Below are 17,049 nucleotides of genomic sequence, written 5' to 3'. Positions count from 1 at the left end.
CAATTCCCGCCCATTCTTTACAACCTGGAGGCTCTGGCAGTGAGGACAATCCATGGCTCTGGAGTAGTTGCACTGCAACCATTTTACCCATCACCGTCTAACAGACCAGTGCCCTTTAGTCTGGGTACAGCACAAAGCAACCTCAGTAAATACCGCCTACAAACCCGTCGCAGTTCGAGCTTTCTACTACGCCCAAGCCTTTACCCTCGCCCTCGCCCACGGCCTTAGCTACGCCCTTGGCTGCGCCCACGCCCACGCCTACTTCCTCGACCTTAACCCTGAACTCGACCTTAACCCTGAACTCGACTTCAACCACGCCCGTGCCTACGCCTTCAGCTGTGAACTCGGCATCGCCCACGCTCTTGACCACGCTCTTGACCACGCTCTTGACCACGCTCGCGACCTTGACTTCGACCTTGACCTCGACCTCGACCTCGGCTTCGCCCGAGCCATCGACTTTGCCCTTAACTTCGACCACGACTACGACTTCGACCACGCCCTCGCCCGCGATCACGTCCTCGCTCGCGCTGAGCGGGCATTGAGCCAGAGTAGTCCCGAATTAAAACCTGAGATTCAGGCGTTAAGGGCTGAATTGCCTGCTTCAGATAATCGTGAAGCTTCTAAGCACTGGTGGCAGCAGAACGGCGAAGCTTGGGGCGAAAAGCTGCGAACCGTAATGACCGATCATTGCAATATTGGGCACAACTGGCAATTTTCTGAAGCTCAAAAAGAAAAGCTGAAACACTACTACTATGCCAACAAACTCTTGGTTGATTGCCTCAACAGCGATTGTTATGTCACCAAAGCCACCCGGCAATATATCGAAGACACCCTGCTGTTGCCCCTCAGCGAAATCAAAAAATATCCAGTCCCCGATGCCATAGCAAATCTATAGCTGCAAAGACCCCAGGGTTTTGAAAAATCCTGGGGTCTGGCCATCTCCCATCAAAATCAATAGATCAGATTAACTAGTGAATTTTGAGGTGAAATATGTTGGAATCTAGCCTGAGCGAAACTTAAATCAAAGATTTGATGAAGGCAGCAATTCTTGAAATCTTTCAAGAGCGGCGAGATTTGTTCCAAAACCTGATTGCAGAGGCTTTAGAAGACATCCCTTTAGTGAAAGCAATTGATGAAAGCAAAGATTCTGAGCTAGTCAGCCGCGAGGCAATCTTTGAGATATTGGGAGACTCGCAAAGGGGTCGTGGGTGAGTGAAGGGTAGGGACCTGGGGAAAGTTTAGCCCCCCTCGCCACAGCATCTTGGCGCTTCACAAGTCCCCACGGCGGCGTAAAATACAGACGACTGATGTAGAGAGCGCAAAGGTTAACTATGGGACGCTTCAGACCTCTTTTGGGAATTTTGCTGGCGGTAGTGGCCTCCTGCCTGGTGGCGTGCGGTGGCCCAGCAGCGAAAATACCGACGACCTATACCCCAGAGATTTTGCAGCAGGTAGAGCTATACACCCCCGCTGTAGCCGAGCTGCGCGATCGCTTCCCCGAGCTTCAGGGCTACATTCAACAGAAAGACTGGGTGAACGTGCAGAGCTTTATCCACGGCCCCATGGGTGAAATGCGGACGCGGGTCAACCGGCTGGCGGGCACATTGCTAACCAAAGACAAGACCCAGGCCCAGGCTCTGGCCAAGGAGATTTACAGTCACCTAGAGCGCCTAGACGAAGCCGCCGCCAACAATCAGCAGGTAATCGCCGGTCAAGAATACCGCAATGCTCTAGATGACTTTGACGCATTCTTGAGTCTGGTGCCGACGTTTCAATAGACTGACTCAGTTCACCCTCCCTTGAAGCACATCACCATCATCGGCTGCGGCGTTGTGGGGGCCGCGATCGCCTACGAACTGAGCCTCTGCCAGGGGATTCAGGTTACGGTAGTCGATCAGACCGCCCCAGCCCAGGGTTCTACCGCCGCCGCCTTAGGGGTGGGCATGGCGGTGATTAGCCACAAGGTGAAAGGCCGCAACTGGCAACTTCGAGAGCGCAGTCTCAAACGCTATCAAACCCTGATTCCAGAGCTGGAAGCGCTGACGGGGCGCGAAATTCAACACAATACCCACGGTATTCTCAGCCTGTGTTTTGCGGCGGAGGAACTGCCCCGGTGGCGATCGCTTCAAGCAATCCGCCACAAACAGGGGTATGAGCTGGAATTGTGGGAACCGGAGCAGGTGGGCGATCGCTGTCCCCACCTCAGCACCGCTGGAGTCGTCGCCGGCATCTACTCGTCCCAAGATTTCCAGGTCAATCCTACCGATCTCACGCTGGCGCTAGTAGCTGGTGCCCAGGCGAACGGGGCTGAGTTCCACTTTGGTGAGCCGGTCGTGGGGTTTGACGAGTCTGATCTGGAGGCTTCATCTCAGGAAGGACGGCGCTGTGGCGCTGTGCATACTGCAAATCAAAGCTTTGCAGCGGATGCGATCGTGATTTCCGCAGGCTTAGGGTCTCTGCCCCTCACCCAAGCCCTTTACCAGCCTACAGACGTTGGCCCAGTGCTGGGTCAAGCTCTCCGTCTTCATCTGGACGAACCTTTGGGAAATTTCGACTTTCAGCCTGTGGTCAATGGCAACGACATTCACCTGGTGCCCCTAGGCGATGGCGACTACTGGGTGGGGGCCACGGTAGAGTTTCCGCCCGATACCGGCTTAGACGAAGCCCTGGCCATAAAGCCTGAGGCCGAGCGGCTGGATGAGGTGTTAGCCAGTGCGATCGCCTACTGCCCAGCTCTAGCGACAGGCAAGATTACCCATCGCTGGTCTGGCCTCCGCCCTCGACCTCAGGGCCAAGCTGCTCCAGTTATCCAATCCTTGACGGGCTACAGTAATATTTGGCTGGCCACCGGCCACTACCGCAACGGCGTCCTCCTCGCCCCTGCCACTGCTCTAGCAATCCGTGACCTTTTAGAGCAGCTAGGCTGATGGTTATGATGAAGCAAACACCTCTGCTACGAGGGTTAAGTCATGGCGCTAACAATTCACGAATTAGAGAGACTTCAGGCCGCACACCCCGACTATCGAATGGAGTTGGTAGATGGTGAAGTGACAATTATGAGCCCCTCCAGCTACGAGTCAGACGAGGTCTCGATTGAACTGGCGCGAGTGCTTGGCAACTGGGTACGCCCCCGTCAAATCGGTCGAGTCACGGGTTCTAGCGCTGGCTTCATATTGCCTAACGCTGACACTCGCGCCCCCGATGTTTCGTTTGTCAAAGCTGAGCGGCTACGGCGTAGCCCTCGCTCCTTTGCGGAACTTGCTCCCGACCTGATGGTCGAGGTGAAATCGCCAACCGACAAACTGACGAAGCTGCGGAGCAAAATCCAAGATTTTCTCGCCCTGGGTACTCAGGTAGGCATTCTCGTTGATCCTCAGACTCGTTGTGTGGAGGTGTATCGAGCTGGGGGTGAAGCAATTCTTTTGAGAGATGGCGATCGCCTAACGGTGCCTGACCTACTGCCGGGGTGGGAGGTGGCCGTCGCTGACCTGTGGCTCTTAGTCTTCGAGTAAGTTCAATGCCCTTTAAAAACGGCAAGAGGCGCAGCCGGTGCTACGCCTCTCAAAAGTTAGGCAAGGTTGCCTTTGGCTTAAGCCGCTTCCATCCAGTCATAGATCTGCTCTAGTTGCTCCAGGGTTACCAAACCGTACTGCCACAGAATCATGGGCAACGGGCCAGGGTCTTGCTCGCTGTGCTTTAGGGCGACCTGAATTGAGGCCGTCGAAATAGCCAATTCATCCTGTAGAAACCGAATGAGATTGGGTTGAGTGCTCACCGTCATATAAGTCTCACCTCCTTAATGGGGCGCTAGGGGTTACAGATATTGCCCACGATTTTACACAAGGATGCCTCCGTGGCAACATCAATTTCGCGGTAGATTAACTGAACTTTTATCACACGTTTGCCTATAGGTGAACTAACCCGTAATGGGGCAATTGACCACCATGGCAGGGCAACTGCTCCTCGGCCCTTGATGTTTTGAGGGCAACGCTTCAGTAGTAATTAACCTTTGGTTGTGATAAAAGATGCCCAAAAATAACACAAAAACTCGGATGCGGCTTTACGGAATGTTGAAAGCCGTAATATTTAGTCAAACTTCAGAACAGTTTTGGCCCACCGTCCATTCTGGAGAAGTTCGCCCATTGGATTAGCGCGTTACTAAGGTTTGGGGATAGGGCTAACGATATTGAATAGGGCCGCGTAGTCATCGTCGTCGAACCCAGCCTGCACGGCCTGCTCAACTAGCTGGCGCACACTTTCAGCGGGGAATGGGGAAAGCCCAGCAGACTTGGCGGCAGATACAAATAGCCCCATATCCTTGAGCAAATGTTTGGTCGGAAAGTTGGGGTCGGCAAACTGGCGGGTCTGCATGCGGTGCAGCTTTTTGTCGAAGGTGGGGGCGTAGAGAGCGCTCTGGCGCAACACCGCCATGAAGATATCGACATTGATACCAGTCGCCTGCACTAGCCCTAGACTTTGAGCAAAGGCGGCGGTGAGCGAGCCAATCAGCTGATTCATAGTCAGCTTGAGGGTGGCTGCACTGCCCACGGGGCCGACGTGGTAGAGAGTAGTGCCTAAGCATTCCAGCAGGGGCTGCCAGCGTTGATAGGCCTCATTTTCGGCTCCGGCCATGATGATCAGCTTGCCGTTTTTAGCTTCGGGGATGCTGCCCAAAACTGGGGCTTCTAGGTAGGTACCTCCGGCTTGGGCCACCATTTGGCCAAGCTGCTGACTCTCGGCGGGGGCAATGGTGCCCATTTGAATGATGGCTTTGTCGGCGAGGGGCGAGGGGCGATTCTCATCCGGGGACGCTTCGCGATCGCCTAAATCTATGTCTTCAAGGAGCGATCGCACCGCCTCCCCGTTGGTGACCATAAAGATAACGGCTTCCACGTTCTGAATTAGAGCCAAGGGCGTAGCGCAAACCTTGGCCCCCGCCAGCTCTAGAGGTATGAGCCGGGCCGGAGTGCGGTTGTAGACCCAAACTTTATGGCCCGCCGACAGCAGCCTGAGGGCCATGGGCGATCCCATTAACCCGGTGCCAATTATCCCAATGTTCACCAGCGATGTCCTCTTGCTTGAGAATGGAATGATTTAGCCGGTTGCGGCCACAACTTGTGGGCCGCAATCGCGAACGGTTAAACAATCCCTTGGGGGCTGTGGTGAACAGGGCGATGCTGTTCCCAATGCGCCTCGGCCTGAGGGGTGACCCCAAGCCAATCAGCTAAAAACCGCCTCAGCCAGCCCTCTACTGCCGCACCATAAAGGCGATGCTGGCTGAGGTGATAGGCTCGCCCCTGGGCGCCGGGGTAGGTTAGCTGGTCGGCCCCTTCGGTCGTCCAATGGTTGACCATAGTAGCGGTAATTTCGGGATGAAACTGCAACCCGTAGGCTCGCTTGCCGTAGCCAAACGCCTCGTGCGGAAAGGTGGTGCCAGTGGCCAGCAGGTGGCTGCCCTGGGGCAGCGTAAACCCCTCTTGATGCCACTGGTAAACCATTAGCGGGCCAGGAAACACTCCCTGACCCGCTGGGGTCGGCAGGATAGGGTAGTAGCCGATCTCGCGCCGGCCTGTGGGGTGAGGTGTAACGGAGGCTCCCAAGGCACGGGCCAGCAGCTGCGCTCCTAAGCAAATGCCCAGGTAAGGTTTTTCGGCGGCGAGGGCGAGGGTAATCCAGTTGAGTTCTTGGCTGATGAAGTCGAGGTGGTCGTCGTTGGCGCTCATGGGGCCACCAAACACCATCGTGCCGCTGTGGCGATCGAGATTGGCAGGCAGCGGGTGGCCCAGGGCCGGACAGCGGATATCGAGGGCAAAGCCCAGGTCGCGCAGCACCTCTCCCACCAGGCCTGAGCTGGAGGTGGGCTGATGAACAACGACTAAAACGGGGTAATTGAAACTCACAGAAGGGGGCAATGATTGTCTATAGAAGCGTTCCTAAAGGTGGGCCGCTATTGCAAAGGCGGCGCGATCGGCCGAGGAAGCATCCTTATCACTGTATCGCTTCAGCTCAGAACCGGATCTATGTAGCTCCTAGAGCTGACGCTCAACCTGCACCATACGGCGGTAGGCCAGCCAGCCGGTGACTACCATAGCGATCGCGAACAGTCCCAAAAACTTCACGTGCTCACCCACGTCCGCTAGGGTGCTACCCTCAACCACTACTCCCGATAGGGCTTCGATCATGTGATAGATGGGGTTGTACCGGGTGAGCTGGGCAAGGGAGTCCGGAAAAAATGCCGTGGGCAAAAAGGTGCCTCCCAAAATCATTAGTGGAATACCGAAGGCCGCGATTAGGGCGTTGACGTCTTCGGTGCGGCGGGCCAGTTGGGTGCCCAGCACAAACCCCACCCCCACATAGGCGGCAATGCTGAGCCCCACAATCAGCAGGTTGGCGAGGGGGTTGCCGTCGAGGGTGGCCCCCTGGGAGAGGGCGATCGCATACACCAGAGCCGCCTGAGCCAGCCCAATCACCCCGTAGGCCAGGCAAATGCCTAAAAAATACGACACCCCGCTCAAGGGCGACAAAAACAGGCGCTTCAGCGTCTTCTGCTCCCGCTCTGAAACCACCGTAGCCACGCTGCCCCCCAGTCCGCTAAAGAACAGCGCCGCCCCTACCAGGGTCGAGGGAGCCGCCTGGGTATAGGCCTCGGCCAGGGTAATCTGCAACCGCTCCTGCAAGATCAAACTGTTGAGAATTAGCAGAATAACCGGAAAAATTGCCCAAAAAACCAGACTGCGCCGCCGCCGCCACAGCTCGACTAAGATTCGCTGGGCAACCGCCAGGGTCTCTCGCGCGTATTTCATCAGGATGAGTAGACTGTAAAGGCAACTTAATACTACAGTCTTTAACAGGTTCCACGCGGGATGCAGCCTCCTTTAGCCGGGAGCGCCAGATGCCCCTCTCCTGGCCGAGAGACTGTGTTACCGTTAATGCCCAAGTCGCTCTCCACACACCCTGGGGAACATCCCCAAGCGAGTCTGACCCAAGCAACGCCTAAAACTTCAGATGAGTCAATCCCTAGAGGGGCTGTTTGCCCAAACCCTGGCCCGTCGCAACGTCCTCAAGCTGTTTGGCGTTGGGGGGATAGCAGCACTACTGAGCTATTCACGCCTGAGCAAACCCCAGCCCACGGTGTTTCAGCGCGATCGACTTGAACTGCCCACCCAGGTCGGCAAGCCCACTACGGCGGTGATAATTGGCGGTGGCCTGGCAGGGCTGGCGGCGGCCTACGAGCTTAGCCAGCGCGGCGTAGCGGTGACGCTGCTAGAGCGATCGCCCCAGCTGGGCGGCAAAATTGCCAGCTGGCCCATCCAGGTGGGCGACGACTCCTTCATGATGGAGCACGGCTTCCACGGCTTTTTTCCCCAGTACTACAACCTGTTTGGCCTGGTTGACGAGCTGAGCATTCAGCAAAATTTTAAGTCCCTCGACTACTATTCGCTGGTCTATAAAGACCACTACGACCCCGAGGTCTTTCGCCCCAGCAATTCGGCGTTTCCGTGGAATATTGTCGATCTGGCGATCTCGTCTTCGAATCGGCTGGAATGGGGCATCAACCTTACCCACCTCAAGCATCTCCAGGTTTTTCGAGAAATTACCGGCTTCCGCAATCCCCAGACCTACGAACGCCTTGACCAGCTGTCGGTGACCGAATGGGTGGGCAACGACTTTCCTAGGGGGCTCTACGACCTCTACTTTTTGCCCTTCGCTAAGTCAAGCCTCAACTCCCCCGATGTGCTGAGTGCCGGGGAGCTGATGCAGTTCTTTCACTTCTATTTCTTTGGCAACCCCGAGGGGCTGGCCTTTAACGGCACCCGTCAAGACATGGGGCGATCGCTAGTCGACCCCATGGTTGCCGCCATCCAAGCCAACGGCGGGCAGGTGCTGACTGGCGTGACCGTCAGCCAGGTGGCCTGGCAGGGGGGCCAAGTCGCTGGGGTGACCTACCAAAAGGGCAGCGTTGCCGTCAACCCGGTGCCCTTCTGGGTCGATCGCAACCCGCTCCTGAGTTCAGACACCATGGAATACTTCGGCGCGGGCGACAGCGTCTACTCGGTGGCACCAGGGGCTAAAACGGCCCTATCGTTGACCTGCACCCACCAGGGCTGTAGCGTGCAGCGCCAGGTGACCACGACTGCTGAGGGCTACCTCTGCCCCTGCCACGGGGCCGCCTACGCCAGCGACGGCGCGGTGCTGGCCGGTCCAGCGCAGGAGAATCTGACGACGTTTAAAGTGTTGCAGCGAGAGGGCGATCGCATTCAGCTAATTGCCGCCAATGTCGATGGCGTGCCCAACGTCGCCCACGATCTCACCGCCGACTACTACGTCATGGCCGCTGACATTCCTGGCATCAAAGCTCTATTTTCTCTATCCGAGGGCGATATCGATGCCGCCCTGGTCACTCAGGTCGATCAGCTCCAGGTGGCTGACCCCTTTGCCGTCGGCCGCTTCTGGCTCGATCGCGACTTCGACTGGCAGCACAGCTGGTTTACCTCCCTCTCGGGCTACCGGCTTACCGACAGCATCACCCTCTACCACCGCATTCAAGATGACTACATTGCCTGGGGTGAACGCACCGGGGGCAGCGTCGTTGAGCTGCACGCCTACTGCTACAAGGAAAAAGAATTTCCCACCCAGGCCGAGATTCTCGACACCTTTGAGGCCGAGCTTTACGAGATTGTGCCAGAGCTAAAGGGCGCGACCGTGCTACACCGCCAGCTAGTGAATCAGAAGAATTTCGCGGGCTTCCCCCCCGGCAGCTTTGCCAACCGTCCACAGACTGCTACCGCCGTTGACAATCTCCTGTTTGCGGGTGACTGGGTGCGCATGCCCTTCCCCTGCGGCCTGATGGAGCGGGCGGTGAGCAGTGGTTTGCTGGCGGCCAACGCCATTTTGCAGCGCGAAGGGGTGCAGCGCCGTCCCATCCTCTCGGTCAATCCCGAAGGGGTGCTTAAAATTTAGGGGATCATCCCCGGCATGGCAGATTGTCTTCAGCGATAGGGCAGGTGTGAGATGGACGGATTGGAGAGAGACACGGCGGTCACAACCCTCAAACAGCCTGATCTGGGGAATAGTCAAGATTCCTCTACGCCCCACGAGGCTGCGGCTCCTAAACGCCATCTACGAGAACTGGGAATTAACCTCAACCACTGGTACGTGGTGGCCCAGAGCAAAGAACTGGGCACCCAGCCGCTAGCGGTGAACCTATGGCACCAGCCGATTGTGCTGTACCGCGATCGCACCGGCTCCCCGATCGCCCTCGAAGATCGCTGCCCCCATCGTCAGGTCAAGCTCAGCGAGGGCACGGTGGAGGGCGACAACATCGCTTGCACCTACCACGGCTGGCAGTTTGCCCCCAGCGGTAGCTGCGCCCACGTACCCTATCTAGAGCCTCAGCAAAAGCTGCCTACCTGCCAGCTGCGACAGTACCCCGTGCAAGAGCAAGACGGCTTTATCTGGCTCTTTCCCGGTGAGGCAGAGCTGGCCGAGCAACAGGTTCCTCTGGGCGTGCCCGAGTGGGAGCACCTCAACTTCATTGGCTCGCTGACCACCATCGACGTGCAGGCCCATTACTCATTCCTTATTGAGAACCTAATGGACATGTACCACGGCCACCTGCACGGCGGCGCTCAGGTGTGGGCTAACCCGGTACTGGCCGAGCTAAAAGCTGACGATACCCACGTCCATGCCCACTACGATGCCGAGAGCTACTACCGCATCGACAAAATCTGGTCAGCTTCGCAGCTCATCTTTCCATCCTTACGTCAGCTGCACCCTGAACCGCTGGATGTCTACTATTACTATCCCCACTGGCGATCGACCCTGGGGGATGACTTCGTGATTTACTGCCTGTTTTGCCCGGTGAGCGAGACTCACACCCGCGCTTATCTGCTGCACTTTACCTCTCTAGAGCGGTTTCCGAAGCTGCACAAAACCCCACTAGCGGTGCGGCGGTTCGTCAAACGGGCCTTCACCAACTCGGCGAGCTTTGTGCTGCGACGGCTGGTGCGCGAAGACGTGCTGATGCTAGAGCAAGAGCAGCAGGCCTTTGAGCAGCACCCCACCTATCGAGGCCCGGAGCTGAACCGGGCGCTGACGGCGGTGCAGCAGTTGATTCGGCAGCAGGCGGAGGAATGATGGGTACTAGGTCAAAGGTTTAAGGTACAGGGTTTAGGGTATAAGGCTCGGCCCCAAACCCTGTACCCTAGACCTTGAACCCCTTTTCCCCGTTTCTCGATGGTTTCTCCCGATATTCTGGCGCTCGATTTTGATGGCGTGGTCTGCGATGGGCTGCGGGAGTATTTTCAGACCGCCTGGCGGGCTTATAGCGAGGTGTTTGAGCCGGGTGCGGGGGCACCGCCGGAGGGGCTGGCGGAGCGCTTTTATCCGCTGCGGCCTGTGGTCGAAACGGGGTGGGAGATGCCGCTGGTACTCTACGGGCTGATGTCGGGGGTATCCGAGGGCGATATTCTCGATCGCTGGCCCGAACTCGTGCCGCAGATGCTGGCCCAAGCGGGGGTAGAGCCTGCCACCATCGGCAAAGCGGTGGATGGGGTGCGCGATCGCTGGATTCAAGCCGATGTTGACGACTGGCTGAGCTACCAGCGCTTCTACCCCGGCGTGATCGATCGTCTCCAGCAGGCAATGGGAAATGGGGTCGAGTTGGTGATTATTTCAACGAAGGAAGGCCGGTTTATTCAGCAACTGTTGGCCAAGAGCGGCGTTGTGCTGCCCGGCAATGGCCCTCTTGGCCCGGAGCCGATCGATCGGATTTTGGGAAAAGAAGTCAAACGGCCCAAGTACGAGACCTTAAGGCAGATCAAAGCCGTTCAACCGGAGGCTACCCTCTGGTTTGTGGAGGATCGGGTCAAGGCGCTGCAATCGGTGCAAGCCCAGCCCGATCTGGGCGGTGTGGAGCTGTTTTTGGCCGACTGGGGCTACAACACAGGGGGCGATCGGGCGATCGCCGCGCCCCAGAGCGGGATTCACCTAATTTCCCTGGCTCAGTTTTGCGCTCCCTTTGAGCAGTGGGTGGCGATAGACCCTAGCAATGTAGCTTAGGATTCACCGTAGATTTACGGAATCTTGACTGCTGGGGCGATCGCTTGAATTGTTCGTATCGATACCAAGTCATTTTTTTCCGGATTTCAGTCCCCGCGCCAGAATGTGGGATAGAACCCCAACGTCCAGCGACGCGCTTCACTTGAATTTACAGCCTTAGCCTCACCCTCTGCTGTTGTTTTTGCCTGTGCTCCTATGACTGATCTTTTTGTCCCCCCATCCAAAACCGCCCCTACAGCAGAGCCTGTCATTAGAGAAGCGCCTGTTTCCCTCTCCGAGGTGTCCGACGCGACGACAAACCCAATTTTAGAGGCCGCTTTAATTCCTGTGGAGCCCCCCGCACCAGCGGGCTTCGCTGGAGCCGCTGGGGCGGTTTTTGCAACCGACGCAGTACCTCAGGCGCAGGTTTCTGCCGATGCGACATTGGCAACGGTAGACTCCCTGTTTTTCTACGGTCGAACCAGCAGTAGCGATTCCACCCTTTACAAAGTTGACCTATCCAGCGGCACTCTGTCTCCGGTAACTACCCCGCTAAACCTGTTCCCCACCACCTTAGACGGACTCTTAGCCGCTGAGCCCCCCGCCCCCCCGGTTGGAACTGAGCAACCCACCACCGATAGGGTCTTCACCCTAGTACAGGGCAGCAACAGCAAAAACTTTCTCATCGGCACCGCTGCTGACAATGCCCTCTTTGGCCTTGGTGGTGACGATCTAGTGCTAACCGGGGCAGGTCACAACTTGGCCTTTGGCGGCCTTGGCAACGATACGTTGGTGGGTGGGGCAGGCGACGATGGCCTCTTTGGCGGCGCGGGCAACGACATAATGGAGGGCGGCGCAGGGGACGACCTGCTGATGGGTGGCCCCGGCAACGATGTGCTCGATGGCGGGGGCGGCACCAACGTGTTGGTGGGCGGCACCGGTGCCGATACCTTTAGGCTCAACACGCCAGGGGCCTACGACATCGCCGCTAGTGCTACGCCCTCACCAGACACCGTCGTCGACTTTAACGTTGCCCAGGGCGACCTGCTCGACTTTAGCCTGATTGCAGCTCAGTCTCTGTTTGCCGGTAGCGATCTGCTACCTCTCCTGAACTTTGTGCAGGTGGGGTCCGATACTCACGTGCAGGTGAGCATGCCCTTGGGTCAAGTCACCACCGAAGCGATTTTGCTGGGGGTCGAAGCCGACACTATCACCCCCGCCAACCTCACTTTTACGCCCCCCGTCGGCCTGCCCGTACTGAAATAGACTAGCTGCGCCAGTTGCCCCACTTTTCGGTAGCATCGGGGCTAAAGCGATCGCGGTAACGTTATGAGCGAGGCCCTGCTGCATCAGCTGGCCACCCACATGGCCGGGGAGTTTGACAATCGTCAGCAATCTCTGGCAGACCCAACCTGGTATCTGCACCTGCGGCTGTGGCAACGACCTCTGCCCAGGTCGTTGTTTGACGAAGGGTACAGCTTTTTTATTGAACAAATCAGTGTGACATCGGGTAAACCGCCCTATCGTCAGCGCATTTTGCACCTTACCACCCGCGACGGCCAGCTCTGGGGCCAATACTACGCGCTACCCGACCCGATCGCCTACAGTGGTGCGGCCACTCAACCTGATCGCCTGACAGCGCTCACCCGCGAAGACCTAATTGCTCTGCCCACCTGTGGGGTGGCCATTGAGTATCAACCGGCCAGCCAAACCTTTAGTGCTCGCCTGCCGGGGAACAGCCTGTGCAGCTTTACCGCCAACGGCATCACCGCCTACGTGCGGCTCAAGTTTGACCTGGGCCCCGAGTCGCCCGCTGCCAACAGCCCCGTGGTGCTGTATTTGGAGGATCGTGGCGTTGACCCCGATACCGGCAAACCCACCTGGGGACCGCTGATGGGACCGTTTCAGCTGGTGAAGCAAAGCGCGTTTGCACTGCCGGGGTAAGGTACTGATAAACCAGGGCGTTCTCGCTGCTTGCGGAGCGGCCATCGGTGTTACCCTGAAGCGATGTTTGAGGCCGTTGAGGCCTGCATTGGGGACGCTTTGCGCGTGCCTCCAGTGGAAAATCGCCCCTGTTGCCCTACCGTCCAACGTTTCCCTTCTTACCGACCACCTATGGAGATCGATATCCTGATTTTGGCGGTGTACTTCATCTGCATGTTCATTGTGATCTATCAGATGGCGCTGTCGATTGAGGCAGAACTCGAAGACCAGGTGGTGCTGGTGCCCGACGTCGTTAGTTTGGAGAGCAGCGTGCGATCGCAGCTGGTGCGCCAGGGCTTTGCCGAAACCGCCGCCACTGTGCTCCAGCCTAAAGAAGGAGCTTTGCCCAAAGCCGTCTCCCTCAGCTTAGTGGTGCCCGAGCCTAGAAGCCTAGCTCCTGCCGAAGACCAGCCAGACGAACCCGACGAAGGTCAAATTACGGTACAGGTGCTGCCCCAGGGGCCTCACCCGCTCCAGCCGGTAAATGGGCTGACGGTGCAGGTGGTCAACCAGAGCCGCGCTGTTCAGGTGATCGTCGATTGGGATCGCAGTTCCGTTAGCCGCATGACCAATGAAATTCGTCGGGTGATTCGCCACACCCCCGGCATGCGCCTCGACCTCGCTATGCCGCAGGCATCGAGCGTCGTTAACCCCAACCAGTACCTCAGCACCGTAGTGGCCAGCGAAGACTGCTTTGGCCGCAGCGCCGACAACCAGGTGCTTCAGCAGACCGCCCCGGTGGTAGACATTCCAAAAATGGCAAACCTCAAAGGTCCCTTGCGCAACTATTCTCTCGACCTAGTGGTGCAGCTGGCCCCCTTTAGCGGCCGTGGGGGCCGACCGATTATGCTGCTCTTGCCTTTTCGCTTTGTCATTGAGCCCCTCCCCGCCAAGGCCGCCATTCCCCTAGTGAATTGGATTTTGAAGCGCTAGATTATCCGAGAAGAAACCGGTTAGCGCCGTACAGCTTTAGCGATAACCCTCAACTCTCCCGGAGGAAAGCATGGGCAATTCTGACCTCAAGCTATTTATCGATGCCCAGTTCACCAGTCCCTACACGCTATCTACGTTCGTGGCCTTGCACGAGAAGGGGCTATCCCACGACCTGGTCTGCATCGACCTGGCAACCCAGGAGAACCGCCAGACCCATTATCAGCAGCGCTCCCTCACGGGTCGGGTGCCAACTCTAGAGCATGGCGAGTTTGCCCTGTCAGAGTCGTCTGCCATCACAGAATATTTAGAAGAAATTTTTCCACCGCCCACCTACGCGGCCATCTACCCGCAAAATCCTAGGCATAGGGCCAGAGCGCGACAGGTTCAGGCCTGGTTGCGCAGCGATCTACTATCCATTCGCGACGAGCGACCGACAACGGTTATCTTCCATCAGCCCTGCGACCTACCCCTGTCAGACAAAGCGCGGGTTGCAGTTAAGACGCTGTTTCAAGCGGCAGAAGCTTTACTTAAAGACTATCGCCTTTCGCTCTTCGGCCAGTGGTGCATTGCCGATACCGATTTGGCGCTCATGCTAAATCGGCTGGTTGCCAATGGCGATCGCGTGCCCGAGCCGCTGGTAGAGTACGTGCAGCATCAGTGGCAACGTCCGTCAGTACAAGCCTGGCTAGAGCAGTCCAAAGCAGTTTGACCCGTTGTGCAGGGTTCTATGGCGCGCTAGCTTCTCACCCTAAACCGTCATTTTGAGACCGACTCCCCACCTATGAAACTCAATGAGATTGTTCCCTGGGGCAGGACGCTAGATGAATATAGGGCGATGTTTAGCCTGTCAGAGGCAGATTTAAGCCTGAAAATGCTTGGTTGTGGCGACGGCCCGGCCAGCTTTAATGCTGAAATGACGCAGCTTGGAAAATCTGTTGTGTCGATTGACCCGGTGTATCAATTTTCGGCGGCGCAGATTGAGCAGCAGGTGCGAGACACCTATGACTCAATTATTTCTCAGGTTCGGCAAAATGCTAGCCGTTATGTCTGGCAGACCTTTCGCGATGCTGATGCGTTGGGACAGGCTCGCCTCGCTGCCATGGAGACGTTTTTATCAGACTATGCGTTAGCGCAAACAGACGGTCGATATTTATGTCAGGCTTTGCCAAGCTTAGACTTCAATGACGACCAGTTTGAGCTGGGGCTGTGTTCCCATTTACTGTTTTTGTACGCCGAGCAGCTCTCGCTTGATTTCCATGTCGCATCTATTCAAGAACTGCTGCGAGTTGCCATGGAAGTGCGGATTTTTCCGTTGATTCAGCTCAATTGTGAGCCCTATCCGCATTTGGATGGGGTTTTAGAAGAGTTGTCTGAGAAAGGATACAGCGTTCATATTGAGCCTGTTGCCTACGAGTTTCAAAAGGGCGACAATCAGATGCTAAGAATCAGTCGACCCGCTGGCCATACTCCAGCTTGATCAGCTGATCGGCAAGGTAAAAATAGCGATCGTCGTGGCTGATAACTAACACAGTTTTACCGCGCTGTTTTAGCTCTAGCAAAATTTGCTTGTAGAAAATTTCTCGAAAAAATGGGTCTTGATCCGATGCCCATTCATCAAATAAATAAACTGGACGATCTTCTAAATAAGCCGTCAGCAGAGCTAGTCGCTTACGCTGCCCCTGTGACAGATCCAGTGTCGAGAGCATGCCCTGACTCACCTTAACCTTGTGCTCAAGCTGAAGTTTTTCTAGGTAGTGCTGGGCTTGACCATCTAAATTGTCAGTTTGCAGACCCAGCATTCGCTCAAACAAATAAAAGTCTGAAAATACAGCCGAGAAAAGCTGCCGATAGGCGTCGTTATTTTGCTCGGTTACAGATTTACCATCCCAGCATAAAAGTCCAGACTCGGGCGAGTAGAGCCCTACGATGAGCTTGGCCAGGGTTGATTTTCCGCTGCCGTTGCCCCCCACAATAAACACCAGTTCTCCTGGCTGAAACGCCAGACTAATGGGGCCGAGGGTAAACTGCCCCTCGCGCTCGGTGTGGTAGGTGTGGGTAATATCTACCAGCTCAATGTGCTGCTGAAACGCTCTTAAATTGCGCCCATTTGAGTTAGCTAGCTCAGGCTGATTGGCCAGCGATAGCCCTAGTTCTTCAATTTTTTTGAGGGCTACGCTGCCCCGGCTTAGCGCCGGTAGCACCGTAATAATACTTTCAATTGGTCTGGCCAAATAGGTGATCGTGAGCGCATAGGCCGACAGAATGGGGATGGTGACATCGGTAAAACGGGGTAAGCCAAAAACGAGCACTCCCAAAATGCCAAAGAATAGCAGGCTGCTGAAGTTTAAGGTGACGGCCGCAATGCTTTCTGCCTGGATTTCGTAATCGCGAAACGTGGCAGCGGTGGTGTGCAAATCTTCATGGAGAAAGGCATTGCGGCGAGAGGTGTGCAGCTTTAGCTCTTTAATGCCGTCGGTAATAGTGCGAAAGTGCTTAAACAATAAATCTTGCTGATTGCGAGCCAGCCTTAGCAGGGTATACACCCGATTGAGCATGAGCTGAACGATCGCGATAGTGACCGCAATCACCACTAAAATCGTCAAAAATACCCCAAAGGAGAGCCAAGCTAAATAACCCAGGCAGCCAAGCACCAACGCTGCATTAACGCACAGAAAAGGAATATTGATGACCGTATTAGAAATCGCCTCAATATCGTCGGTCAGCGAGGCTAAGATACGATTGGCTCCCAGTTGTTCTAGCTGACGCAGTGGGCAGGCCAAAATCCACTGGCTCAGCTGCAGCCGCATTTTGTAAACCGCCTGTTGAGACAGCCGCGCCAGCAAAATCTGTGAGCTACTCCCCGCAATTAGGGTCAGAATGGCCAATCCAATAAACCCCTGCAGAAGCTGATTTGTATTCTGAGCCGGGTTGCTAATCGCCGCGTTGACGGAGGCCAGCATGAGGGCGCTGCCTACGCCGCTCAGCCCACCAGCAAAAACGGCGATCGCGACCGTAAGCCAGGACGAACGAAGCAAAAACGTGATTAGCTGCATTGGTCTTGGTGGAGGTCGTAGGTTCAGTTAACTCTCGCTG

The 17,049-nt window shown here is 56.4% G+C and carries 18 protein-coding genes; 13 read left to right on the top strand and 5 right to left on the bottom strand.

Translation table 11 applies throughout. From position 1 onward, the window contains the following. The first annotated feature begins 67 nt into the window (after positions 1-67). The 5 genes from H6F57_RS25045 (at position 68) to H6F57_RS25025 (ending at position 3,512) form a co-directional block, all read left to right on the top strand. Positions 68-895, top strand: coding sequence for a hypothetical protein (locus tag H6F57_RS25045; protein WP_190631662.1), 828 nt, complete (start codon positions 68-70; stop codon positions 893-895). Positions 896-1,032: 137 nt separating this feature from the next. Continuing rightward, positions 1,033-1,212 (top strand): hypothetical protein, encoded by a 180-nt coding sequence (locus tag H6F57_RS25040; protein ID WP_190631661.1) that lies wholly within the window; start codon positions 1,033-1,035, stop codon positions 1,210-1,212. Between the two features lie 119 nt (positions 1,213-1,331). Beyond that, on the top strand, positions 1,332-1,778 hold the full coding sequence (gene psbQ, locus H6F57_RS25035; protein ID WP_199290010.1) for a photosystem II protein PsbQ: 447 nt from the start codon (positions 1,332-1,334) through the stop codon (positions 1,776-1,778). Positions 1,779-1,799: 21 nt separating this feature from the next. Continuing rightward, positions 1,800-2,927 carry an FAD-dependent oxidoreductase gene (locus H6F57_RS25030; protein ID WP_190631659.1) on the top strand — a complete coding sequence of 376 codons (1,128 nt, stop codon included), beginning with the start codon at positions 1,800-1,802 and terminating at the stop codon, positions 2,925-2,927. A 42-nt stretch (positions 2,928-2,969) separates the two neighbouring features. Continuing rightward, on the top strand, positions 2,970-3,512 hold the full coding sequence (locus H6F57_RS25025; protein WP_190631657.1) for a Uma2 family endonuclease: 543 nt from the start codon (positions 2,970-2,972) through the stop codon (positions 3,510-3,512). Positions 3,513-3,589: 77 nt separating this feature from the next. Here the strand turns inward: H6F57_RS25025 and H6F57_RS25020 are convergent, their stop codons facing one another. The 4 genes from H6F57_RS25020 to H6F57_RS25005 all read right to left on the bottom strand — a co-directional run bounded on the left by H6F57_RS25020 (position 3,590) and on the right by H6F57_RS25005 (position 6,803). Next, a complete protein-coding gene (locus H6F57_RS25020; protein ID WP_190631655.1) occupies positions 3,590-3,781 on the bottom strand; it encodes a DUF2949 domain-containing protein in 192 nt (63 codons plus the stop codon). 377 nt (positions 3,782-4,158) lie between these two features. Next, complete coding sequence (locus H6F57_RS25015) at positions 4,159-5,061, bottom strand: NAD(P)-binding domain-containing protein (protein WP_190631652.1); 903 nt, start codon at positions 5,059-5,061, stop codon at positions 4,159-4,161. Positions 5,062-5,138: 77 nt separating this feature from the next. Continuing rightward, a complete protein-coding gene (locus H6F57_RS25010) occupies positions 5,139-5,900 on the bottom strand; it encodes a glutamine amidotransferase (RefSeq protein WP_313933688.1) in 762 nt (253 codons plus the stop codon). 129 nt (positions 5,901-6,029) lie between these two features. Then, entirely contained in the window at positions 6,030-6,803 is a 774-nt protein-coding gene (locus tag H6F57_RS25005) for an ABC transporter permease (RefSeq protein ID WP_190631650.1), read from the bottom strand. Between the two features lie 202 nt (positions 6,804-7,005). Here H6F57_RS25005 and H6F57_RS25000 point away from each other — a divergent pair, with 202 nt between their 5' ends. The 8 genes from H6F57_RS25000 (at position 7,006) to H6F57_RS24965 (ending at position 15,433) form a co-directional block, all read left to right on the top strand. Continuing rightward, positions 7,006-8,961, top strand: coding sequence for an FAD-dependent oxidoreductase (locus tag H6F57_RS25000; protein WP_190631648.1), 1,956 nt, complete (start codon positions 7,006-7,008; stop codon positions 8,959-8,961). A 51-nt stretch (positions 8,962-9,012) separates the two neighbouring features. Then, positions 9,013-10,137, top strand: a complete 1,125-nt coding sequence (locus H6F57_RS24995) for an aromatic ring-hydroxylating dioxygenase subunit alpha (protein ID WP_190631645.1) — start codon at positions 9,013-9,015, stop codon at positions 10,135-10,137. 99 nt (positions 10,138-10,236) lie between these two features. Beyond that, a complete protein-coding gene (locus H6F57_RS24990; protein ID WP_190631644.1) occupies positions 10,237-11,061 on the top strand; it encodes an HAD family hydrolase in 825 nt (274 codons plus the stop codon). A 195-nt stretch (positions 11,062-11,256) separates the two neighbouring features. After that, complete coding sequence (locus H6F57_RS24985) at positions 11,257-12,306, top strand: type I secretion C-terminal target domain-containing protein (RefSeq protein WP_190631642.1); 1,050 nt, start codon at positions 11,257-11,259, stop codon at positions 12,304-12,306. Positions 12,307-12,369: 63 nt separating this feature from the next. Further along, positions 12,370-12,984, top strand: coding sequence for a chromophore lyase CpcT/CpeT (locus tag H6F57_RS24980; RefSeq protein ID WP_190631640.1), 615 nt, complete (start codon positions 12,370-12,372; stop codon positions 12,982-12,984). Positions 12,985-13,155: 171 nt separating this feature from the next. Continuing rightward, entirely contained in the window at positions 13,156-13,956 is an 801-nt protein-coding gene (locus H6F57_RS24975) for a hypothetical protein (RefSeq protein ID WP_190631638.1), read from the top strand. A 70-nt stretch (positions 13,957-14,026) separates the two neighbouring features. After that, complete coding sequence (gene yfcF / locus H6F57_RS24970; RefSeq protein ID WP_190631636.1) at positions 14,027-14,665, top strand: glutathione transferase; 639 nt, start codon at positions 14,027-14,029, stop codon at positions 14,663-14,665. A gap of 72 nt (positions 14,666-14,737) precedes the next feature. Continuing rightward, positions 14,738-15,433 carry an SAM-dependent methyltransferase gene (locus H6F57_RS24965; RefSeq protein ID WP_190631634.1) on the top strand — a complete coding sequence of 232 codons (696 nt, stop codon included), beginning with the start codon at positions 14,738-14,740 and terminating at the stop codon, positions 15,431-15,433. On the opposite strand, the gene H6F57_RS24960 is transcribed toward H6F57_RS24965, so the two are convergent. Then, complete coding sequence (locus H6F57_RS24960; protein ID WP_190631632.1) at positions 15,402-17,009, bottom strand: cyclic peptide export ABC transporter; 1,608 nt, start codon at positions 17,007-17,009, stop codon at positions 15,402-15,404. The two genes, H6F57_RS24965 and H6F57_RS24960, sit on opposite strands and share 32 nt — an antisense overlap. Positions 17,010-17,049 lie beyond the last annotated feature (40 nt).

This window comes from Leptolyngbya sp. FACHB-60, from assembly GCF_014695775.1.
In the GTDB taxonomy this organism is placed as follows: Bacteria; Cyanobacteriota; Cyanobacteriia; order Phormidesmidales; family Phormidesmidaceae; genus Nodosilinea.
The sequence above is the reverse complement of the archived record's forward strand: the minus strand, read 5'-3'. Positions and strand labels throughout refer to the sequence as shown.